Annotated in this window: 18 protein-coding genes and 3 pseudogenes; all 21 read left to right on the forward strand. The window is 72.0% G+C overall.

Annotated features, from left to right (window positions below):
* The first annotated feature begins 2 nt into the window (after positions 1–2).
* Positions 3–1,388: a glutamine synthetase family protein gene (locus J2S63_RS13700; RefSeq protein WP_310303201.1), complete on the forward strand. Its 1,386-nt coding sequence runs from the start codon at positions 3–5 to the stop codon at positions 1,386–1,388.
* On the forward strand, positions 1,385–2,110 hold the full coding sequence (locus J2S63_RS13705) for a substrate-binding periplasmic protein (RefSeq protein WP_310303207.1): 726 nt from the start codon (positions 1,385–1,387) through the stop codon (positions 2,108–2,110). Before J2S63_RS13700 ends, J2S63_RS13705 begins: the two co-directional genes overlap by 4 nt.
* Positions 2,111–2,821, forward strand: coding sequence for a gamma-glutamyl-gamma-aminobutyrate hydrolase family protein (locus tag J2S63_RS13710; RefSeq protein WP_310303210.1), 711 nt, complete (start codon positions 2,111–2,113; stop codon positions 2,819–2,821). It abuts the gene before it with no gap.
* Positions 2,818–3,639 (forward strand): gamma-glutamyl-gamma-aminobutyrate hydrolase family protein, encoded by an 822-nt coding sequence (locus J2S63_RS13715; RefSeq protein ID WP_310303213.1) that lies wholly within the window; start codon positions 2,818–2,820, stop codon positions 3,637–3,639. Before J2S63_RS13710 ends, J2S63_RS13715 begins: the two co-directional genes overlap by 4 nt.
* A gap of 22 nt (positions 3,640–3,661) precedes the next feature.
* Complete coding sequence (locus J2S63_RS13720; RefSeq protein ID WP_310303216.1) at positions 3,662–5,035, forward strand: NAD-dependent succinate-semialdehyde dehydrogenase; 1,374 nt, start codon at positions 3,662–3,664, stop codon at positions 5,033–5,035.
* A 9-nt stretch (positions 5,036–5,044) separates the two neighbouring features.
* Complete coding sequence (locus tag J2S63_RS13725) at positions 5,045–6,559, forward strand: aldehyde dehydrogenase family protein (protein ID WP_310303219.1); 1,515 nt, start codon at positions 5,045–5,047, stop codon at positions 6,557–6,559.
* Positions 6,556–7,695 (forward strand): CaiB/BaiF CoA transferase family protein, encoded by a 1,140-nt coding sequence (locus tag J2S63_RS13730; protein WP_310303222.1) that lies wholly within the window; start codon positions 6,556–6,558, stop codon positions 7,693–7,695. Before J2S63_RS13725 ends, J2S63_RS13730 begins: the two co-directional genes overlap by 4 nt.
* A complete protein-coding gene (locus J2S63_RS13735) occupies positions 7,695–8,885 on the forward strand; it encodes an acyl-CoA dehydrogenase family protein (RefSeq protein WP_310303225.1) in 1,191 nt (396 codons plus the stop codon). The genes J2S63_RS13730 and J2S63_RS13735 overlap by 1 nt, the downstream gene beginning before the upstream one ends.
* Positions 8,882–9,742 carry a 3-hydroxybutyryl-CoA dehydrogenase gene (locus tag J2S63_RS13740; protein WP_310303228.1) on the forward strand — a complete coding sequence of 287 codons (861 nt, stop codon included), beginning with the start codon at positions 8,882–8,884 and terminating at the stop codon, positions 9,740–9,742. Before J2S63_RS13735 ends, J2S63_RS13740 begins: the two co-directional genes overlap by 4 nt.
* Positions 9,743–9,784: 42 nt before the next feature.
* The gene (gene gabT, locus J2S63_RS13745; protein ID WP_310303231.1) at positions 9,785–11,131 is read left to right on the forward strand and encodes a 4-aminobutyrate--2-oxoglutarate transaminase; all 1,347 of its coding nucleotides are present in this window, start codon (positions 9,785–9,787) and stop codon (positions 11,129–11,131) included.
* A 16-nt stretch (positions 11,132–11,147) separates the two neighbouring features.
* Positions 11,148–11,576 carry a site-specific integrase gene (locus tag J2S63_RS13750; protein WP_310303233.1) on the forward strand — a complete coding sequence of 143 codons (429 nt, stop codon included), beginning with the start codon at positions 11,148–11,150 and terminating at the stop codon, positions 11,574–11,576.
* A 399-nt stretch (positions 11,577–11,975) separates the two neighbouring features.
* Entirely contained in the window at positions 11,976–12,386 is a 411-nt protein-coding gene (locus tag J2S63_RS13755; protein ID WP_310303235.1) for a DUF5994 family protein, read from the forward strand.
* A 100-nt stretch (positions 12,387–12,486) separates the two neighbouring features.
* Positions 12,487–12,549 (forward strand): annotated as a pseudogene (locus J2S63_RS21305) (hypothetical protein); the annotation flags it as partial.
* 106 nt (positions 12,550–12,655) lie between these two features.
* Positions 12,656–12,772: pseudogene (thiG, locus tag J2S63_RS21310) on the forward strand (thiazole synthase); the annotation flags it as partial.
* Between the two features lie 88 nt (positions 12,773–12,860).
* A complete protein-coding gene (locus tag J2S63_RS13765) occupies positions 12,861–13,424 on the forward strand; it encodes a thiamine phosphate synthase (protein ID WP_310306705.1) in 564 nt (187 codons plus the stop codon).
* A 108-nt stretch (positions 13,425–13,532) separates the two neighbouring features.
* Positions 13,533–13,870: pseudogene (locus J2S63_RS21315) on the forward strand (bifunctional hydroxymethylpyrimidine kinase/phosphomethylpyrimidine kinase); the annotation flags it as partial.
* A gap of 56 nt (positions 13,871–13,926) precedes the next feature.
* Complete coding sequence (locus tag J2S63_RS13770; protein ID WP_310303238.1) at positions 13,927–14,523, forward strand: TetR/AcrR family transcriptional regulator; 597 nt, start codon at positions 13,927–13,929, stop codon at positions 14,521–14,523.
* A 215-nt stretch (positions 14,524–14,738) separates the two neighbouring features.
* Positions 14,739–15,758 (forward strand): ABC transporter substrate-binding protein, encoded by a 1,020-nt coding sequence (locus J2S63_RS13775; RefSeq protein ID WP_310303242.1) that lies wholly within the window; start codon positions 14,739–14,741, stop codon positions 15,756–15,758.
* 2 nt (positions 15,759–15,760) lie between these two features.
* Positions 15,761–16,687: an ABC transporter permease gene (locus tag J2S63_RS13780; RefSeq protein ID WP_310303245.1), complete on the forward strand. Its 927-nt coding sequence runs from the start codon at positions 15,761–15,763 to the stop codon at positions 16,685–16,687.
* Positions 16,684–17,505, forward strand: a complete 822-nt coding sequence (locus J2S63_RS13785) for an ABC transporter permease (RefSeq protein ID WP_310303248.1) — start codon at positions 16,684–16,686, stop codon at positions 17,503–17,505. The genes J2S63_RS13780 and J2S63_RS13785 overlap by 4 nt, the downstream gene beginning before the upstream one ends.
* 48 nt (positions 17,506–17,553) lie before the next feature.
* Positions 17,554–18,729 (forward strand): ABC transporter ATP-binding protein, encoded by a 1,176-nt coding sequence (locus J2S63_RS13790; protein WP_310303250.1) that lies wholly within the window; start codon positions 17,554–17,556, stop codon positions 18,727–18,729.
* Positions 18,730–18,734 lie beyond the last annotated feature (5 nt).

Raw genomic sequence — 18,734 nt, forward strand, 5'->3', positions numbered from 1 at the left:
CCATGACCACCAGCGCACTCGACCAGCACCGCCAGGAGAACGCCGGCAGCCCGCACCTCGCTGCCGCGCTCGCCGCAATCAAGGAGCACGGCGTCGAGCACATCTACTACCAGTCGGTCACGATCACCGGCCGCGTCGTCGGCAAGGTCATGCCGGCCCGGCACCTCGAGCGGACGGCGGTCAAGGGCGTGCAGCAGCACCGCACGGCGGTCGCCAACCTGCAGACGACGCGCGAGGGGGTGCTCCTCGGCGGAGGCGTGAACGCCGCCGAGTACACCGCCGTCCCCGACCTCGACACCTTCGCGGTGCTGCCCTGGGACACCTCGTTCGCGCGGGTCTTCTGCCGCCTCTACGAGCCCGACCACCTCGCCGAGGGTGCCGGGGCGCCGTACGCCTGCGACTCGCGTGGCGTGCTCAAGCGGGTGCACCGCGAGTTCACCGAGCGCACCGGGCTGGAGATGCGCACGGGCTGCGAGCCGGAGATGACCTGGAAGGGCGAGGGGCTCGAGGGCCGCTTCCGTCCTGACTCCAGCCCGGCCTACCACATCGAGCACCTCGAGCGGAACCGACCGATCGTGAAGAAGGTCGTCGCCTACGCGCAGGCGCTCGGCCTCGACATGATCGAGGGCGACTACGAGGACGAGTTCCAGGTCGAGCTCAACTTCATGTACGACCACGCCGACCTCACCGCCGACCGGCTGATCACCTACCGCCAGCTCTGCAAGCAGGTCGCGCGCGAGCTCGGCATCGAGGCGAGCTTCATGCCCAAGCCCGCCACCGGGATGATGGGCAACGGCTGCCACCACAACTTCAGCTTCTGGCGCGACGGCGTGAACGTCCTGGAGGATCCCGGGGTCACCCAGCTCCACCTCTCCGAGGTCGGACGGCACGCCCTCGGCGGCCTGCTCACCCACACCGCCGGTGCGATGCTGATCAACGGCTCGACGGTCAACTCCTACAAGCGCTACTGGGACGCCGGCCAGTTCGCCCCCTCGAAGATCAACTGGGGTCTGGACAACAAGACCTGCACGGTCCGGCTCTCCGCCAACGGTCGGCTGGAGTACAAGCTGCCCGACGCCGCGGTCAACCCCTACCTCTCGCACGCGGTGATGATCGCGGCCTGCGAGGACGGCCTCAAGAACGCCATCGACCCGGGCGAGCCGACGCAGGGCTCGTCGTACGACGCCGTGCAGGACGCGCGCTTCCCCGAGCTGCCGATGACCCTCGGCGAGGCGATCACGGCCTTCCGCCGCGACGACGTCGTCAGGGCCGCCCTCGGCGAGGAGCTGTCCACGCTGCTGGTCGACTACCACGCCGACGAGTGGGCGAGGTTCTGCGGGCACGTCACCGACTGGGAGCGCAACACCTACTGGGACGACGCCCCGTGAGCGGCCCGGTGGGTGGCGGTCAACTGCGCCTGGCCTGCCTCGACGCCGAGGCGCCGCCGCTGTTCTCGCTCTGGTCCGAGCAGCGGGGCCGCACCGGCTTCGAGCCCGCGGTCGCCGAGCTCCTCGGCGCCGAGCTCGGCCGGCCCGTCGAGTGGGTGCGGGTGCCCTGGGTCGACATGATCCCCGCGGTGCAGCAGCACCGCGCCGACGCCGTGCTCTGCGGGCAGGGCATCATCCCCGCCCGGCAGGCGCAGGTCGACTTCACCCGCCCCTACGCGGTGTTCCACGAGGGCGTGCTCGTCCGCCGGGGCTCCGGGATCGCCTCGGCAGCGGACCTCGCGGGACGCCGCGTGGCCGCCATCGACGGCAGCACCAACATGGCGCTGGCCGAGTCGTTCGAGGGCGCGCTGCCGGTGGGCTTCGGCTCCGACGGCTCCGACGACGTGTACGCCGACATGCTGGCCGCGCTGGAGGACGGGCGCGTCGACGCCGTGGTCGACGACGACGTGGTGTTCGTGCCCCTGGGCGAGCACGACCCGCGCTTCGAGCTGGCCTTCACTGCGCGCACCGGCAACCGGTGGGGGATCGGCGTGGCCAAGGACCGGCCGGAGGTGCTGGCGCAGCTCGACGACGCGCTGTCCCGGGTGATCGCCGACGGCCGGCACCGCAAGGTCTGGGAGGAGTGGCTCCCCACCCTCGACTACCCCTTCGCGGAGGCCTGAGTGCGCCCCCTGGTGGCAGTCGTCGGTCGCCGTGCCGACTCGGTCCCGATCCTGAGGTTCAGCGCGACGCTGGCGGCCGAGGCCATCTGCGAGGCGGTGTACGCCGGCGGGGGCGAGCCCGTCGTCGTGCACGGCCCGGCCGCGGACCCGACCGAGGGGCTGCAGGAGCGGCTCGCGCGGTTCGACGGGGTGCTGATTCCCGGCGGGGCCGACCTGGGCCCGGGCCGCTACGGCCAGCAGCCGCACCCGGGGACGGTGGCGGTCGTGGACTTCCAGGACGAGCTCGACCTCGCCGCGGCGCGCGCGGCGGTCGCCGCCGACCTGCCCACGCTGGCGATCTGCCGCGGCATGCAGGTGCTCAACGTCGCCCTCGGCGGCACCCTGCTCCAGCACGTGGAGGAGACGACGGTGCGGCACCGCGACGCGCAGCACGACGTGGCGGTGGTGCGCGGGTCGCGGCTGCACGCGATCGTCGGCGGCGACCGGGTGCCGGTGTCGTCCTACCACCACCAGGCGATCGACGTGCTCGCGCCGGACCTCGTCGTGACCGCCACCGCCGACGACGGCCTCGTCGAGGCGGTCGAGCACCGCACGGCCGACGTGCTCGCCGTGCAGTGGCACCCGGAGGACCTCCACGCCATCTCGGTCTCCGACGCGGCGCTGTTCGCGGACCTCGTCGAACGGGCACAGAAGCGGAGCCAGAACCGGTGAGCGCCGTCGTCCGGCTCGAGGAGGTGACCCCGGCCCGGCCCATGCCCAGTCAGCCCACGGCCCACGTGGCCGTTCTGGTGTCGCTCAACTTCCCCGACATGGACGAGGCGGTGGCCGAGCTCGTTCGCCGGTTCACCCGGGTGGCGCTCGAGACGCTGGTCGAGCTCGGCGCGTCCTACGAGCTGTTGGACACCTCGACCCCGCTCGCCGACCCGACGGCCGCGGCCCGCTGCGACGGGCTGCTGCTGCTCGGCGGGGGAGACGTCGCCGGGAGCTGCTACGGCTCCTCGCTGGTCGACGTGCCCCACTCCTACGGGGTCGACGAGCGCGCCGACCGCGACGCGTTCGCGGCGATCGAGGCGGCCGAGCGTGCCGACCGGCCCGTGCTCGGCATCTGTCGGGGCGCCCAGCTGGTCAACGTCCACCGGGGCGGGACGATCATCCCCGACCTCCAGGACTTCGCCTTGCACCGCGGCGGCGATGGCGAGCCGCTGTTCCTCGACGAGAAGATCCGCCTCGTCCCCGACACCCGACTGCACGCGATCTTCGGCACCGACGGCGTCGTCGGCCGGTCGGGGCACCACCAGGCCGTCGAGGAGCTCGGGTCGGGGCTGCGGCTCGCGGCCGTCGCCGAGGACGGCGTCGTCGAGGGGTTCGACGACCCGGCCCGCTGGGTCGTCGGTGTGCAATGGCACCCAGAGGACGACGACGGCCCGACCTCCGACCGGCTCACCCTCTTCGGCAGCTTCGTCGCGGCCTGCGCCGAACGACGCCGAGCCACGACCCCGACGAACCCGACGACCCCGACGACCCCCTGACCGACACCAGGAACGGACCACGATGAACCAGAGCGACCCGACCCAGACCGGCTCGACCCAGTACGTCGTGCGCGACCCGCGCACCGGGCAGGCCGTCAAGAGCTACCCCACCGCGACCGCGGCCGACATCGCCTCGGCACTCGACCGCGCCTCCACGGCATACGCCGACTGGGGCCGGCGGACGTCGGTGGCCGAGCGCGCGAAGCTGATCGGACGGGTCGCCGACCTGCACGAGGAGCGCCAGGAGGAGCTCGCCGACCTCATCGTCCTCGAGATGGGCAAGCCGCGCGACGAGGCGCTCGGGGAGGTCGGCTTCTGCGCGGCGATCTACCGCTACTACGCCGACAACGCCGAGTCCTTCCTGGCCGACGAGCCGATCGACCTGCTCGACGGCACCGGCTCCGCGCTGGTCCGGCGCAGCCCCGTCGGGGTCCTGCTCGGGATCATGCCGTGGAACTTCCCCTGCTACCAGGTGGCCCGGTTCGCCGGTCCCAACCTGGTCGCCGGCAACACCGTCGTACTCAAGCACGCGCCGCAGTGCCCGTCGTCGGCCAAGGCCATCGAGCGGATCTTCGTCGACGCGGGGCTGCCGCAGGGCGCCTACGTCAACATCTACGCGACCAACGAGCAGGTCGCCGAGATCATCGCCGACCCCCGGGTCCAGGGGGTCTCCCTCACCGGCTCGGAGCGGGCCGGGGCCGCCGTCGCCGAGATCGCCGGCCGCAACCTCAAGAAGGTCGTGCTCGAGCTCGGCGGGTCGGACCCGTTCATCGTCCTGGGCGCCGGCGACCTCGACGCGACGGTCCAGGCCGCCATCGACGCGCGGGTCTACAACACCGGGCAGGCCTGCAACGCCGGCAAGCGGATCATCGTGCTCGACGAGCTCTACGACGACTTCGTCGCGGCGCTGCAGACCGCGCTCGCCGCTGCGGCCGTGGACTCGCCGCTCTCCTCGCTGGCGGCCGCGGACAACTTGGCGTCGCAGGTCGACCGCGCGGTCGCCCAGGGCGCCGAGCTGCGTACGACGGGGGAGCGCGACGGCGCCTTCTTCCCCGCCGGGGTGCTCCTCGGGGTCGACCCCAACAACGACGTGTTCCACGAGGAGCTCTTCGGTCCCGTCGCGATGGTCTTCAAGGTCGGGTCGGAGGAGGAGGCCGTGCGGGTGGCCAACGACACGCCCTTCGGGCTGGGGTCCTACGTGTTCACCGACGACCCCGAGCAGGCGCAGCGCGTGGCGGACCAGCTCGACGTCGGGATGGTCTTCATCAACGGCGTCAACGCCGACGGCGTCGAGCTCCCCTTCGGTGGCGTGAAGCGCTCCGGCTTCGGACGCGAGCTCGGGCGTTACGGCATCGAGGAGTTCGTCAACAAGAAGCTCATCCGCACGATCGCCTGAGGAGCACCCATGACCGTCACGTCCCACGACCCGCGGACGGCCGCGCCGGTGAGCGTCGCGGACGAGACCGGCACCGCCGAGCTCGCCGCGGTGCTCCGCGCGGCCGAGGAGGCCGCGTCGGTGCTCGCCACCACCGGCCCCGCGGAGCGCCGCCGGTGGCTGCACGCCGCCGCGATCGCCCTGGAGGAGCACCGCGACGAGCTCGCGGCGCTCGCCGACGCGGAGACCGCCCTGGACCTGCCCCGGCTCACCGGGGAGGTCGGGCGCGCCGCCGACCAGCTGCGCTTCTACGGCGACGTCGCGGCGGAGGGGTCCTACCTGGACGTCACGGTCGACGAGGCCACGGAGACGACCCCGCGCCTGGTGCGGGTGAACCGTCCGCTCGGGCCTGTCGCCGTCTTCGGGGCGAGCAACTTCCCGTTCGCCTTCAGCGTCCTCGGCAACGACACCGGCGCCGCGATCGCCGCCGGCTGCCCCGTCGTCGCGAAGGCGCACGAGGCCCACGTCGGGCTCAGCGTGCGCCAGGTCGAGATCGCCCGGCAGGCCATGACGAGCGCGGGCGCGCCGGACGGCGTGCTGCAGCTGGTGGTGGGCCGCGACGCGGGCGCCGCCCTGGTGAGGGCCCCGCAGGTCACCGCCGTGGCCTTCACGGGCTCGCAGGCGGGCGGGATGGCGCTGTGGCGCCTGGCCAACGAGCGCGAGGTCGTCATCCCGGTCTATGCCGAGATGGGCACCGTCAACCCGGTGGTGGTGACCCGCGCCGGGGCCGCGGACGCCGCCGCCGTCGCCGAGGTCGCGTCCGGGTTCGTGGGTTCGTTCACCCTCGGCCACGGCCAGTTCTGCACCAAGCCCGGCCTGCTGCTCGCGCCTGCCGGAGCGGGCGCGGCCGATGCCGTCGCCGCCGCGCTGCGGGACGCGGACCCTGCACCGGTGATGCTCAGCCGGGCCATCGCGACCTCGGTGGGCACCGGCATCACGGCCATGCTGGACGCGGGCGCGGAGCTGGTGGAGCGCGTACCCGCCCCGGACGCGGCCAACGGCGCCCCGGCGGCGGTGCTGCGTGCCCCGGTCAGCTCGCTGAAGCCGGGGAGCCGGCTGCTCGAGGAGTGCTTCGGGCCGGTCGTGCTCGTCTGCGAGTACGCCGCTGACGACGAGCTCGCCGACACGCTGCGGACCCTGCAGGGATCGCTGGCGGCCGGCCTCGTCACGGGCGGCGCGGACGACCCCCAGGCCCGGGAGCTCGTCCGGGTGCTCAGCGGCAAGGCGGGCCGTGTCGTCGTCGACGGCTGGCCCACCGGTGTCGCCTTCACCTGGGCGCAGCAGCACGGCGGCCCGTGGCCCGCCACGACGGTGCCGGCGGCGACCTCCGTCGGAGCCCACGGGCTGGCCCGCTTCCTCCGGCCGGTCGCGTTCCAGTCGGTGACCGACCACTGGCTGCCGACCGAGGCGCGCGAGGACAACCCGTGGTCGCTGCCGCGTCGCGTGAACGGCCGGCTGCCCGAGGCACCGCAGGGGCAACGATGAGCCTCCCGCTGGACGGCGTCCTGGTCGCCGACTTCAGCCGCGTGCTGGCCGGCCCGCTCGCCGCCGCCACGCTGGCCGACCTCGGTGCCGAGGTGATCAAGGTCGAGCGCCCGGGAGCCGGCGACGACACCCGCCACTGGGGGCCGCCGTGGACGGAGACCTCGAGCGCCTACTTCGAGTCGGCCAACCGCTCCAAGCAGTCCGTCGAGCTCGACCTCGACGACCCCGACGACCTGCGGCTCGCCCGGGAGCTCGCCGCTCGGTGCGACGTCCTGATCGAGAACTTCCGCACCGGCACCCTCGCCCGGCGGGGCCTGGGGTACGACGACGTGGCGGCGTCCAACCCGGGCGTGGTCTACGCGTCGGTCACCGGCTTCGGCAGCCGGGAGGGCGCCGACCTCCCGGGCTACGACTTCCTGGTGCAGGCCGTGGGCGGGCTGATGAGCATCACCGGCCCCGCCGAGGAGCCGACCAAGGTCGGGGTGGCGCTGGTGGACGTGCTGACCTCCAAGGACGCGGTCGTCGGGATCCTCGCGGCGCTGCGGGCACGCGACCGGCTGGGCCGCGGCCAGCACGTGGAGGTCAACCTGCTCTCCAGCCTGCTCGGCTCGCTGGTCAACCAGGCCTCGGCCTACCTCGCGACCGGCCGGCCACCGGGACGGATGGGCAACGAGCACCCCTCGATCGCGCCCTACGAGACCCTGCGTGCCAAGGACGGCGAGCTCGCCGTCTGCTGTGGCAACGACGGGCAGTTCCGCCGGCTCGCCGCTGCGCTGGAGCTGCCGGGGCTCGCGGAGGACCCCCGGTTCCGCACCAACGCGGACCGGGTGACCAACCGCCGCGCGATGGTGGCCCTGCTGGAGCAGCGGCTCGGGTGCGACACCGTCGACGCCTGGACCGGCCGGCTGACGTCGGCCGGCGTCCCGGCGGGCAAGGTCGGCTCCATCACCGACGCCCTGGACCTGGCCGAGCGCCTCGGGCTCGAGCCCACCGTGAGCGTGGGGGACCGGCACACCCTCCAGGTGCGCAGCCCCCTCACGTTCTCGGAGACCCCCATCGCCCACTACGCCCCACCGCCCCTGCTGGGCGAACACAACCACGAGGTCCGCCGCCGGCTGACAGAGGAGCCCACCTGATGAGCAAGACCACCGCCCTGCCTCCGTTCGAGCCGCTCGACCCCGCCGGCATCGACGACCTGCTGAGCGCCGACGAGCGCGCGGTCCGGGCGTCGGTGCGCCAGCTCTGCGACGCGCGCATCGAGCCCTACGTCGCCGACTGGTTCGAGCGCGGTCAGATCGACGACGTCCGCGGCCTCGCCAAGGAGCTCGGCGCTCTCGGGCTGCTCGGCATGCACCTGGAGGGATACGGGTGTGCCGGCATGTCGGCGACGGAGTACGGCCTCGCGTGCCTCGAGCTCGAGGCGACGGACTCCGGCATCCGGTCCCTGGTCTCCGTGCAGGGGTCGTTGGCGATGTTCGCGATCTGGCGCTTCGGGTCGGAGGAGCACAAGCAGGAGTGGCTCCCGCGGATGGCGAGCGGCGAGGCGATCGGGTGCTTCGGCCTGACCGAGCCCGACGCCGGGTCGGACCCCGGCAGCATGCGGACGCGGGCCCGTCGCGACGGCTCGGACTGGGTGCTCGACGGCCGGAAGATGTGGATCACCAATGGCACGGTCGCCGACGTCGCCGTGGTGTGGGCGCAGACCGAGGAGGGCGTCCGCGGGTTCGTCGTCCCCGCCGGCACCCCGGGGTTCACGGCTCCCGAGATCAAGCACAAGCTGTCGCTGCGGGCCTCGGTCACCAGCGAGCTGGTGCTCGACGGCGTGCGCCTGCCGGAGTCGGCGATGCTGCCCGAGGTGCGCGGGCTCAGGGGCCCCCTGAGCTGCCTCAACGAGGCGCGCTACGGCATCGTCTGGGGCGCGATGGGTGCGGCGCGGTCGTCGTTGGGCGCGGCGCTGTCCTACGCCAACGAGCGCACCCAGTTCGGCAGGCCGATCTCCGGCTTCCAGCTCACCCAGCAGAAGCTCGTTGACATGAACCTCGAGTACACCAAGGGCGTCCTGCTCGCGCTGCACCTCGGCCGCCGCAAGGACGCGGGCACGCTCCGCCCGGAGCAGGTCAGCCTCGGCAAGCTCAACAACGTGCGAGAGGCCCTGGAGATCTGTCGCACCGCGCGCACGGTGCTCGGCGCCAACGGGATCTCGCTGGAGTACCCCGTGATCCGGCACATGAACAACCTCGAGTCGGTGCTGACCTACGAGGGCACCGTCGAGATGCACACCCTCGTGGTGGGCCAGGCGATGACCGGACAGGCTGCGTTCCGTTGAGCGCCATCGAGAGGGTCGGTGTCGTCGGTGCCGGCCAGATGGGTGCCGGCATCGCCGAGGTCTGCGCCCGTGCCGGCGTCGACGTGCTCGTCTGCGAGGCGGACGACGAGCGGGTCGAGGCGGCGCGCAACCGGATCGAGGCGTCCCTCGCACGCGCCGTGCGCAAGGGCAAGCTGACCCACGAGGTGCGCGACCGCGCCGCGGCCCGGCTGTCCTACACCAGCGACCTCGCCGCCCTCGCCGGGCGGGACCTCGTCGTCGAGGCCGTCGTCGAGGACCCGCGGGCCAAGATGCAGGTGCTCGCCGAGCTCGACCGGGCGGTGGACGCGCACGCCGTCCTCGCCTCCAACACCTCGTCGATCCCGATCATCGACCTCGGGATGGCGTCGGGCCGGCCGGACCGGGTCATCGGCCTGCACTTCTTCAACCCCGTGCCGATCATGTCGCTGGTCGAGGTGATCACCTCGCTCAAGACGTCTCCGGAGACCGCCGAGCGCGCCACGGACTTCGTCGCCTCGACCCTCGGCAAGCAGGTCATCACCTCGCAGGACCGGGCCGGCTTCGTAGTCAACGCCCTCCTCGTGCCCTACCTGCTCTCCGCCATACGCATGCTGGAGTCCGGGCTCGCCTCCGCCGACGACATCGACGCCGGCATGCGCCTGGGCTGCGCGCATCCGATGGGCCCGCTGGAGCTGGCCGACCTCATCGGGCTCGACACCACCGCCGCGATCGCGGAGTCGCTGTACGACGAGCTCAAGGAGCCACACCTCGCCCCGCCGGCGCTGCTGCTGCGGATGGTGAAAGCCCAGCAGCTCGGCCGCAAGACGGGCCGCGGCTTCTTCGCCTACGCGGCCTGAGCCCGCGGACCCCAGACACCACCCACGAAAGGACGACCACACATGTCGAACACCCGTCCCGGAGGCCCCGGGCTACCGCAGGTCCGCCGCCTCGCCACCGCGGTGCCGGGTCCCGCCTCGGACGCCTGGGCGGCTCGCAAGGACGCCGCGGTGCCGAGGGGCGTCGGCACGACCCTGCCCGCCTACGTCAGCGCCGCGGGCGGTGGCGTGCTCACCGACGTCGACGGCAACTCGCTCATCGACTTCGGCTCCGGCATCGCGGTCACCACGGTGGGCAACAGCGCCCCGCGGGTCGTCGAGGCCGTCCGGGAGCAGCTCGAGCTGTTCACCCACACCTGCTTCATGGTCACGCCGTACGACGGCTACGTGCAGGTGGCGGAGGCGCTCAACGCACTGACCCCGGGTGAGCACGACAAGCGGACCGCCTTGTTCAACACCGGCGCCGAGGCCGTGGAGAACGCGGTGAAGATCGCTCGTGCCCACACCCGTCGCCAGGCGGTCGTGGCCTTCGAGCACGGCTACCACGGCCGCACCAACCTGACGATGGCCCTGACCGCCAAGTCCATGCCCTACAAGAGCGGCTTCGGCCCGTTCGCGCCCGAGGTCTACCGAGCCCCGCTCTCCTACCCCTTCCGCGACGGCGGGCTCGACGGTGCGACGGCCGCCGCGCACGCGATCGACGTCATCGAGAAGCAGGTCGGCGCCGAGAACCTCGCGGCGCTCGTCATCGAGCCGATCCAAGGGGAGGGCGGCTTCATCGTCCCGGCCCCCGGCTTCCTCCCCGCGCTCGCCGAGTGGTCACGCGCCCACGGCGTGGTCTTCGTCGCCGACGAGGTGCAGAGCGGCTTCGCGCGCACGGGCCGCATGTTCGCGTGCGAGCACGAGGGCGTCGTGCCCGACCTCATCGTCACCGCCAAGGGCATCGCCGGCGGACTCCCGCTCGCCGCGGTCACCGGCCGGGCCGAGATCATGGATGCCCCGCACGTGGGCGGCCTGGGCGGCACGTACGGCGGCAACCCGCTGGCCTGCGCGGCCGCGCTCGCCGTCATCGAGACGATCGAGGAGGAGCGGCTCCTCGACCGCGCCCTCGAGATCGGCAAGACGATGACCGAGCGGCTCACCTCGCTCAAGGAGCGCGACGGACGCGTGGGCGAGGTCCGAGGTCGCGGCGCGATGATCGCCGTCGAGCTCGTCCGCGAAGGCTCCCTCGAGCCGGACGCGCAGCTGGCCAAGAACGTGGCCGCGGCCGCCCATGCCCAAGGTCTCGTCGTCCTGACCTGCGGCACCTACGGCAACGTGTTGCGGTTTCTACCGCCGCTCAGCATCCCGGACGCGCTGCTGCACGAGGGGCTCGACATCCTTGACGCGGTCTTCGCCAAGCTCCGGTGACCACGACGGCGGATCGTTGCGCCCACTGGGAGTGCTGATCGAGTTCCAGCCCGGGGCAGTCCTGCTGACCATCCGTCGCTCGAAGACCGACCAGCACGCCGAGGGTCGGGTCGTCGCCGTCGTCCACGGCCAGCACGCGGCCACCGACCCGATCGCCGCCCTCGACGCTTGGCTCCGCCACCGAGGTACCGAGCCCGGGCGAATGTTCACCAGCCTGCGCAGCGGGTCGGTCACCAGAGAACCGATCTCCGGGGAGGCCATCTCGATCGTGTTGCGCAAACGCGCTCGCGGCGCCGGGCACGCCACCAGCGCCGCCGTCGCCGGCGTCGCCCTGGACCGGATCGCCGCCCAGACCCGCCACAAACGGCTCTCCACCCTCATCGAGCGCTACATCCGCCCAGCCCAGGCCATGGAGCACACCTCCAGCCGCGACCTCGGACTATGAGACGGGGGGGGGGGGGGGGGGGGGGGGGGGGGGGGGGGTCCAAGCCGGGGCAGCCGCCGCGTCCTAGTACAGCTGATATGTAGCGGCTTCCTGTCAAGAGGCAGGGTGAGGCGCCCGTCCCCGAACGTGGGGGCGGGCGCCTCTGGCTTCGTCGCTGCTGTCGGTGGTGAGCGTGTCGACCCGACGGATCTACCTGGAACCATCCGGCGACGGCTATCTGATCAGCGGCGACGAGATCCGCTGACCCCGCTCAGGTCCGCAGGGTCGCCGAGTCGGACGTCGTCTCCAGGTCCTCGCTGCGGGCCTGATGGTCTCGACAGGAGCGGGTTACTGTGGGAGAACGGCCGCGGATTCCAGGCATGCAGTCTGTGACGCGCAAATCGTGAGGCGGCGGTCCTGATGGACACGCTCGACAAGGCACGACTGGCGCTGAAGGCGTCAGCAGCTCGACCAGGGTTCGACGGGGCGTGGTGGCCGCACAGCCGCACGCTGAGCGAGGAGCTCGTCCACCTGTTCGCGGCCTGGCCGGTCGAGGCTGGCTACCTGTCCCGGGTCTACGTCGCCCCGCGCGACTGGGACGACGCCCCGAGCAGCGTGGCGATCCCTGGCCGACGAGGCCGGGTGAAGATAGGTCTGCTCCCTCCAGACACCACGCACCAGCTGGTGGTCATCACGATCGACGGACAGCGACGGGCGCTGGCGGTCATCCCGTCGAGCGCGCCGTCCCAGACCGTTGCGACGTACCTGGAGAGCTTCGACGACCATCTCGCCGTTGCGTCGGAAGGTGCCGCTCCGACGATCGGCAGCTGACGCTCAGCCGGTGTGGCGGGGCCCCGTGGCGGATGGACAGAGCCCCGACCTCACCCTGCTGCCCGACCCGGTGGAGCTCGTCGACGCCGCCGGGCAGCTGGTGGTCGACGGGTTCGCGGTCTTCGCCTGCACCAACGCCGACCCGATCACCGCGAGACGGCTGGCCGACCTCGGTTGCGCGGCGGTGATGCCCCTCGGTTCTCCGATCGGCAGCGGGCTGGGCATCCGCAACCCCGCACAACATCGCGCTGATCCGCGAGCAGCTCGAGGTGCCCGTCATCCTCGACGCCGGCACCGGCACCGCCTCGGACGCCGCGCTCGCGATGGAGCTGGGGTGCGACGCGGTCCTGCTCGCGTCCGCGGGCACCCGCGCCCAGGACCCCGAGCAGATCGCCGTGGCGATGCGGCACGCCGTCGAGGCCGGGCGGCTGGCTGCTCGCCCTCACCGACCGCACCCAGACGCAGGGAGCGCCCCTGGAGGACGTCCTCGTCCGGCTCGCCGAGGCGGGCGTCCGCGCAGTGGTGCTCCGCGAGAAGGACCTTCCCCCGGACGAACGGCGCCGGCTGCTCGAGCGGGCACAGCGCCGGCTCGCGGCGTACGACGTGCGGCTGCTGGTCGGCACCTCGCTCGACCACGACACCACCGACCAGGACGTGGCCTCGCCGTGGGTCCACCTCCCCGCAGGCGCGCCGTTCCCGACCCCGCGACCCGAGGTCGTGGGCCGGTCCTGCCACGGCGCCCGCGAGGTCCGGCGTGCCGCGGAGGAAGCCTGCGACTACGTGACGATCTCGCCGGGCTTCCCCAGCGCGTCCAAGCCCGGCTACGGGCCGTGCCTGGGCACGCCCTCGGCGGCGTCCTGCCGCAGCACGTCGAGGCCTGCCTGGCCGCAGGTGCCGCCGGCGTCGCGGTCATGGGCCCCCTCATGCGTGACCCCGCGCTCGCCGCCGACCACCTCGTCGCCCTGCCCCAGGAAACCCGACGACCCCGATCGTCGCCCTCACCATCGCCGGGTCGGACCCCTCCGCCGGTGCCGGTAGGCGAGGCCGCGACGACCCCGCCGACCTGGCCGCCGCCGGACGCCTGCCCCACCTGGTCGTCGACCCGGTGATGGTCTCCTCCACCGGCGCCCGCGGCTCGAGCGCCGCGCCGAGGGCGACTACCGAGACCGGCTCCTTCCGCACGCCACGGTCCTCACCCCGAACCTCCACGAGGCCGAGGTGCTGCTCGAGCACCCCATCGGCACCCTCGCCGAGCAGCACGAAGCGGCCCGGGCGCGCGCCTCGAGGCGACCAACAACCACGGCACCGGCTGCACCTTCGCCTGCGCGGTCGCCGCGGGCCTCGCCCGCGGCCTCGACCTGGAGCAGGCCCTGCGACAGGCCAAGGCGTACGTCGCACGGGCGATGACCACCTCCGCGCGATGGGACCTCGGCTCCGGGCACGGACCGCTCGACCACTTCGGCTGGGGCGAGCGCACCGGTTGACAACCACGGCCCCACCCCGATTGACTGGTGAGTCAGTCATAGGAGGCGGGGGTCGCATGCCACGGGTGAGTGTCGAGGCCGAGCGGAAGCACGAGATCCTGAGCGCCGCGTGCGAGGTGGTCTCCGAGGTCGGCTTCAAGTCGCTGCGGGTCTCCGACGTGGCGAAGCGCGCCGGGATCAGCACCGGCTCGGTGCACTACTACTTCGACACCAAGCGCGACCTCATGCACGCGGCCTTCGAGTGGAACTTCGAGCGGTCGATCGAGCGGCGGCGCGAGCTGCTGGAGAGTCCCGAGCCGCCGGCGCGACGACTCCGCGCGTTCATCGACTCCTACCTGCCGGCGGACCCGACCACGGTCGCCGCCTGGCACGTGTGGGCGGAGCTGTGGGTCGAGGCTCTGCATGATCCTGACCTGCAGGAACTGAACGAACGGGTCTATGGCGAGTGGCGGCGCACGGTCGCGGCCATCATCCGCGACGGCCAGGACCAGGGCCACTTCGGAGCGGGTGACCCGGTGCACCTGGCCAACGGTCTGGTCGGCATGATCGACGGGCTGAGCCTGCAGGTGCTCATGCGGTCGAAGTCGATGACCGTGGCACGGATGCGCGAGGTCTGCGAGCTGTTCGTGGAGCTGGTCACCCACCCGCGGTGAGACGCGCGGACGTCGCCAGCGCACGTCGACGAGGGGCCGGTGGAGTGACTCCACCGGCCCCTCGTCGCGTCCCTGCAAGTTTTCCGCGCGGGGCTCTTGACACTCACCGTGACGGGGCTCACGCTAGGGGCATTCATAACTGACGCACCAATCAACTTTGAAAGGTCGGGTGCCAGATGACGCGGGTTCTCACTGCCGGAGTCGCCCTCACGAGCATGCTCGCCCTCGCCGCGTGCGGTGCCGCGAGCACGGGCGCCACCAGCGACGGCGGCGGCGGCGAGATGACCGTGGTCATGTGGGGTGGCGAGGACCAGAAGACCAACGTCAAGGCGGCCATCGCCCCGTGGGCCGAGCAGAACGACGTCACCGTCAAGCAGGACTCCCCGAGCGACTACGCGAAGATCCGCGCCCAGGTCGAGTCGGGCAAGGTCAGCTGGGACGTCGTGGAGGTGGAGCCCAACTTCGCCTACACCGCGTGCAAGAAGGGGTGGGCCGAGAAGCTCGACCTCGACAAGATCGACACCGACCGGCTCAAGCCGGAGATGGTCACCGACTGCGCCATCCCGGTCCTGGAGTACGCCTTCACCATCGGCTACAACACCGAGTCCTTCCCCGACGACCACCCCACCACGTGGGCAGAGTTCTTCGACACCAAGAAGTTCCCTGGCAAGCGCGGCTTCTGGAAGTACGCCACGGGTGCCATGTTCGAGGCCGCGCTGCTCGCCGACGGCGTCGCCCCCGACGAGCTCTACCCCCTCGACATCGACCGGGCCTTCAAGAAGCTCGACACCATCAAGGACTCGATCGTCTTCTACGAGACCGGTGAGCAGCAGCAGCAGCTCGTCGCCAGCGGCGAGGCACCGCTGGTGCAGGCGTGGAACGGCCGCATCTACTCCGCGGCGAAGGAGGGCCAGCCGGTCGCCAACGAGTGGGGAGAGCACCTGCTGTCCTACGACCAGCTGATCATCCCCAAGGGCTCGAGGAACGCCGACACCGTGCAGAAGTGGGCCGCCTGGTTCGTCGAGCACCCGGAGGCACAGGCCGGCTACAGCAACGCCACGGCGTACAGCCCGGTGACCAAGGAGGCGCTGGAGCTGATCGACGACGACGTGCTGCCGTTCCTGCCCAGCGCGCCCGAGAACGTCGGCAAGCAGGCCGCGATCATCGACTACTCCTACTGGGCCAAGCACTACGACGAGGTCTCCGAGCGGCTCAACGAGTGGGCCGCACAGTGAGCGTGACCGCCACCTCCCTCCGGCGGCAGGGCCAGACGCCGCCGGAGCCGGAGGTCCAGCACCCCGGACCTGGCCGGGTGGCGCGCGTGCGTGCCGCCGTCCTCCCCGATCGGTGGGGGTGGCTGATGGCGCCGCTGCTGGTCTTCCTGCTGCTGGTGTTCGTGGCGCCCCTCGCCACGATCCTGGCCCGCAGCTTCACCGACCCCGGCGTCGGTCTGCAGAACTACCGGGCGTTCTTCGACTCCTCGGTCTATGCAGACGTCCTGCTCAACACCTTCCGCATCTCCGGGCTCGTCACGCTGATCACCCTGCTGCTCGGCTTCCCCTACGCCTACCTGATGACGCTGGCGACGCCCTTCTGGCGCGGCGCGATGCTCGTCGCGGTGCTGATCCCCTTCTGGACCAGCCTGCTGGTCCGCACCTTCGCGTGGGTGCTGATGCTCAACAACACCGGCGTGGTCAACGAGTTCCTGCTCTCGATCGGGGTCATCGACGAGCCGCTGACGTTGATCCGCAACCAGACCGGGGTGGTCATCGGCATGGTGCAGGTGATGCTCCCGTACGCCGTGCTTCCCCTCTACGCGACCATGCGGGGGGTCGACCGGCGCCTGGTCCAGGCGGCCGAGGGACTCGGTGCGCGACCGATCTTCGCGTTCTGGCGGGTCTACGCACCCCTGACCGCGCCGGGCGTGGTCGCGGCCGCGCTCCTGGTGTTCATCTCCTCGATCGGCTTCTACGTCACGCCGGCCCTGCTCGGCGGCCCCAAGGACGTGATGATCGGCGAGCTCATCGTCCAGCAGCTCTCCGCCGTCCTGCGCTGGGGCTTCGCCTCCGCGCTCGCCGTGATCCTCCTGGTGGTCACCGCCCTGCTCCTGCTGCTCGTCTCCCGCGTCGTCAACATCGGCAAGTTCCTCGGAGGTGACCGATGACCACCAGCAGGCTCCTGGGCCGCTCCGGACTCGTCGTCCTGGCCGTCCTCACCGCCGTCTACCTCGTCGCGCCCGTGTTCGTGGTGGTGCCGACGTCCTTCAACGACAGCTCGTTCCTCGAGTTCCCGCCCAAGCAGCTCTCGCTGCGGTGGTACGAGTCGTTCTTCACCGATCCGGCGTGGGTCAACAGCGCGCTGAACTCGCTCCAGATCGGCCTGTGGGTGACGGTGCTGGCCGCCGTGCTCGGCACGGCCGCCGCTCTCGCCGTCGTCCGGGGGCGCTACCCGCTCCGCGCCGCCGTCAGCGCGCTCCTCGTGGCCCCGATCCTGGTGCCCTACGTGATCCTCGGGCTCGCGGTCTACGCGGTCTTCCTCCAGCTCGGACTGACCCAGACCATCCTCGGCTTCGTGCTGGTGCACACCGCGCTGGCCGTCCCGTTCGTCGTCATCAACGTCAGCTCGGCACTGGTGAGCTTCGACGATCGCCTGGAGATGGCCGCGATGAGCCTGGGAGCCAACCGGTTCTCGACGTTCGTGCGGGTGACCCTGCCCAACATCCTCCCCAGTGTCGCCGCGGGTGCGCTCTTCGCCTTCATCACCTCGTTCGACGAGGTCGTCACGAGCATCTTCCTGGCGGGTCCCGACGTCAGCACGTTGCCGGTGCAGATGTGGAGCGGGGTGCGGGTCCAGATCGACCCGACCGTCGCCGCCGTCAGCACGATGCTCCTGCTGATCACCCTCGCCCTGTTCGCCACCGCCGGCCTGGTGCGGGCGCTCGGGACCCGGCGCGCGCAGAAGGCGCTCGCCGCGGACGCCTGAGCCGCCCCGCCCCCGACTCTTCCGCCACCACACGAAACGGACCCGACCATGGCCTCAGCCACCGCCACCGCCTCAGCCGCCTCCGCCGCCTCAGCCACAGCGGCGGCCTCGCCCACGCCGCTCGCCGGCACCGGGGTGTCCATCGAGATCGACCAGGTCGTCAAGCGCTACCGCACGATGACCGCGGTCGACCACGTGTCCCTCGTCGTCGAGCCGGGCGAGTTCCTCACCCTGCTCGGCTCGAGCGGGTCGGGGAAGTCCACGCTGCTCAACATCATCGCGGGCTTCATCTCCGCCGACTCCGGGCGCGTCGGCGTCGGCGGTCGTGACCTGACCAGGGTCCCGCCGCACAAGCGCGACCTCGGCATGGTCTTCCAGCACTACGCCCTGTTCCCGCACATGGACGTGTGGGACAACGTCGCCTTCCCGCTGCGGCGCCGCAGGATCTCCAAGGCCGACGTGGCCACGCGGGTCCAGGCGGCTCTCGACGTCGTCGAGCTCGGCGGCCTGGCCAAGCGTCGTCCCTCCCAGCTCTCGGGCGGCCAGCAGCAGCGCGTGGCCCTGGCTCGGGCCCTGGTGTTCCAGCCGCAGGCACTGCTCATGGACGAGCCGCTGGGCGCGCTCGACAAGCGGCTCCGTGAGCAGCTGCAGGTCGAGATCAAGCGCCTGCACCGCGAGCTCGGCACGACCTTCGTCTTCGTGACCCACGACCAGGAGGAGGCGCTGGCCATGTCGGACCGCATCGCGGTGCTGCGTGACGGTCGCCTCGTCCAGGTCGGCACGCCCGTGGAGCTCTACGAGCGCCCGTCCAGCCGCTACGTCGCCGAGTTCCTCGGCGAGTCCAACATCTTCACCGGCTCCTGCGCCGGGGGCAGGTTCGTCGACGAGGCGACCGGCGCCGTCTTCGCGGTCGCCGACCACCACGTGGGCGACGCGCTGGTCGTCCGTCCCGAGCACGTCGCGTTGGCGCCGGTGGGCGGGCCGGTCCCCGCGAGCCACAACGCCGTCACCGGACGCACCCGGGAGGTGACCTACCTCGGTGCCGGGCTCCGCATCGACCTCGACCTTCCCGACGGTCGCCGCCTCATCGCCCGCACCGGCACCCGCGACACCCACGTGCCGCAGGTGGGCGACAACGTCGTCGCCCACTGGAAGCCCGACCACGCGCTCGCGGTCACCGACGACGTCGCACCGGCCGGCGCCAGCGCCGGCACCTCCGCCTGACCACC

Origin of the sequence: Nocardioides marmoribigeumensis, from assembly GCF_031458325.1 — a bacterium.
In the GTDB taxonomy this organism is placed as follows: domain Bacteria; phylum Actinomycetota; class Actinomycetes; order Propionibacteriales; family Nocardioidaceae; genus Marmoricola_A; species Marmoricola_A marmoribigeumensis.

Coding starts and splice junctions, on each gene's coding strand:
- J2S63_RS13700 (WP_310303201.1), top strand. CDS start 3: ATGACCACCAGCGCACTCGACCAGCACCGCCAGGAGAACGCCGGCAGC.
- J2S63_RS13720 (WP_310303216.1), top strand. CDS start 3,662: ATGAACCAGAGCGACCCGACCCAGACCGGCTCGACCCAGTACGTCGTG.
- J2S63_RS13725 (WP_310303219.1), top strand. CDS start 5,045: ATGACCGTCACGTCCCACGACCCGCGGACGGCCGCGCCGGTGAGCGTC.
- J2S63_RS13730 (WP_310303222.1), top strand. CDS start 6,556: ATGAGCCTCCCGCTGGACGGCGTCCTGGTCGCCGACTTCAGCCGCGTG.
- J2S63_RS13735 (WP_310303225.1), top strand. CDS start 7,695: ATGAGCAAGACCACCGCCCTGCCTCCGTTCGAGCCGCTCGACCCCGCC.
- gabT (WP_310303231.1), top strand. CDS start 9,785: ATGTCGAACACCCGTCCCGGAGGCCCCGGGCTACCGCAGGTCCGCCGC.
- J2S63_RS13755 (WP_310303235.1), top strand. CDS start 11,976: ATGGACACGCTCGACAAGGCACGACTGGCGCTGAAGGCGTCAGCAGCT.
- J2S63_RS13770 (WP_310303238.1), top strand. CDS start 13,927: ATGCCACGGGTGAGTGTCGAGGCCGAGCGGAAGCACGAGATCCTGAGC.
- J2S63_RS13775 (WP_310303242.1), top strand. CDS start 14,739: ATGCTCGCCCTCGCCGCGTGCGGTGCCGCGAGCACGGGCGCCACCAGC.
- J2S63_RS13785 (WP_310303248.1), top strand. CDS start 16,684: ATGACCACCAGCAGGCTCCTGGGCCGCTCCGGACTCGTCGTCCTGGCC.
- J2S63_RS13790 (WP_310303250.1), top strand. CDS start 17,554: ATGGCCTCAGCCACCGCCACCGCCTCAGCCGCCTCCGCCGCCTCAGCC.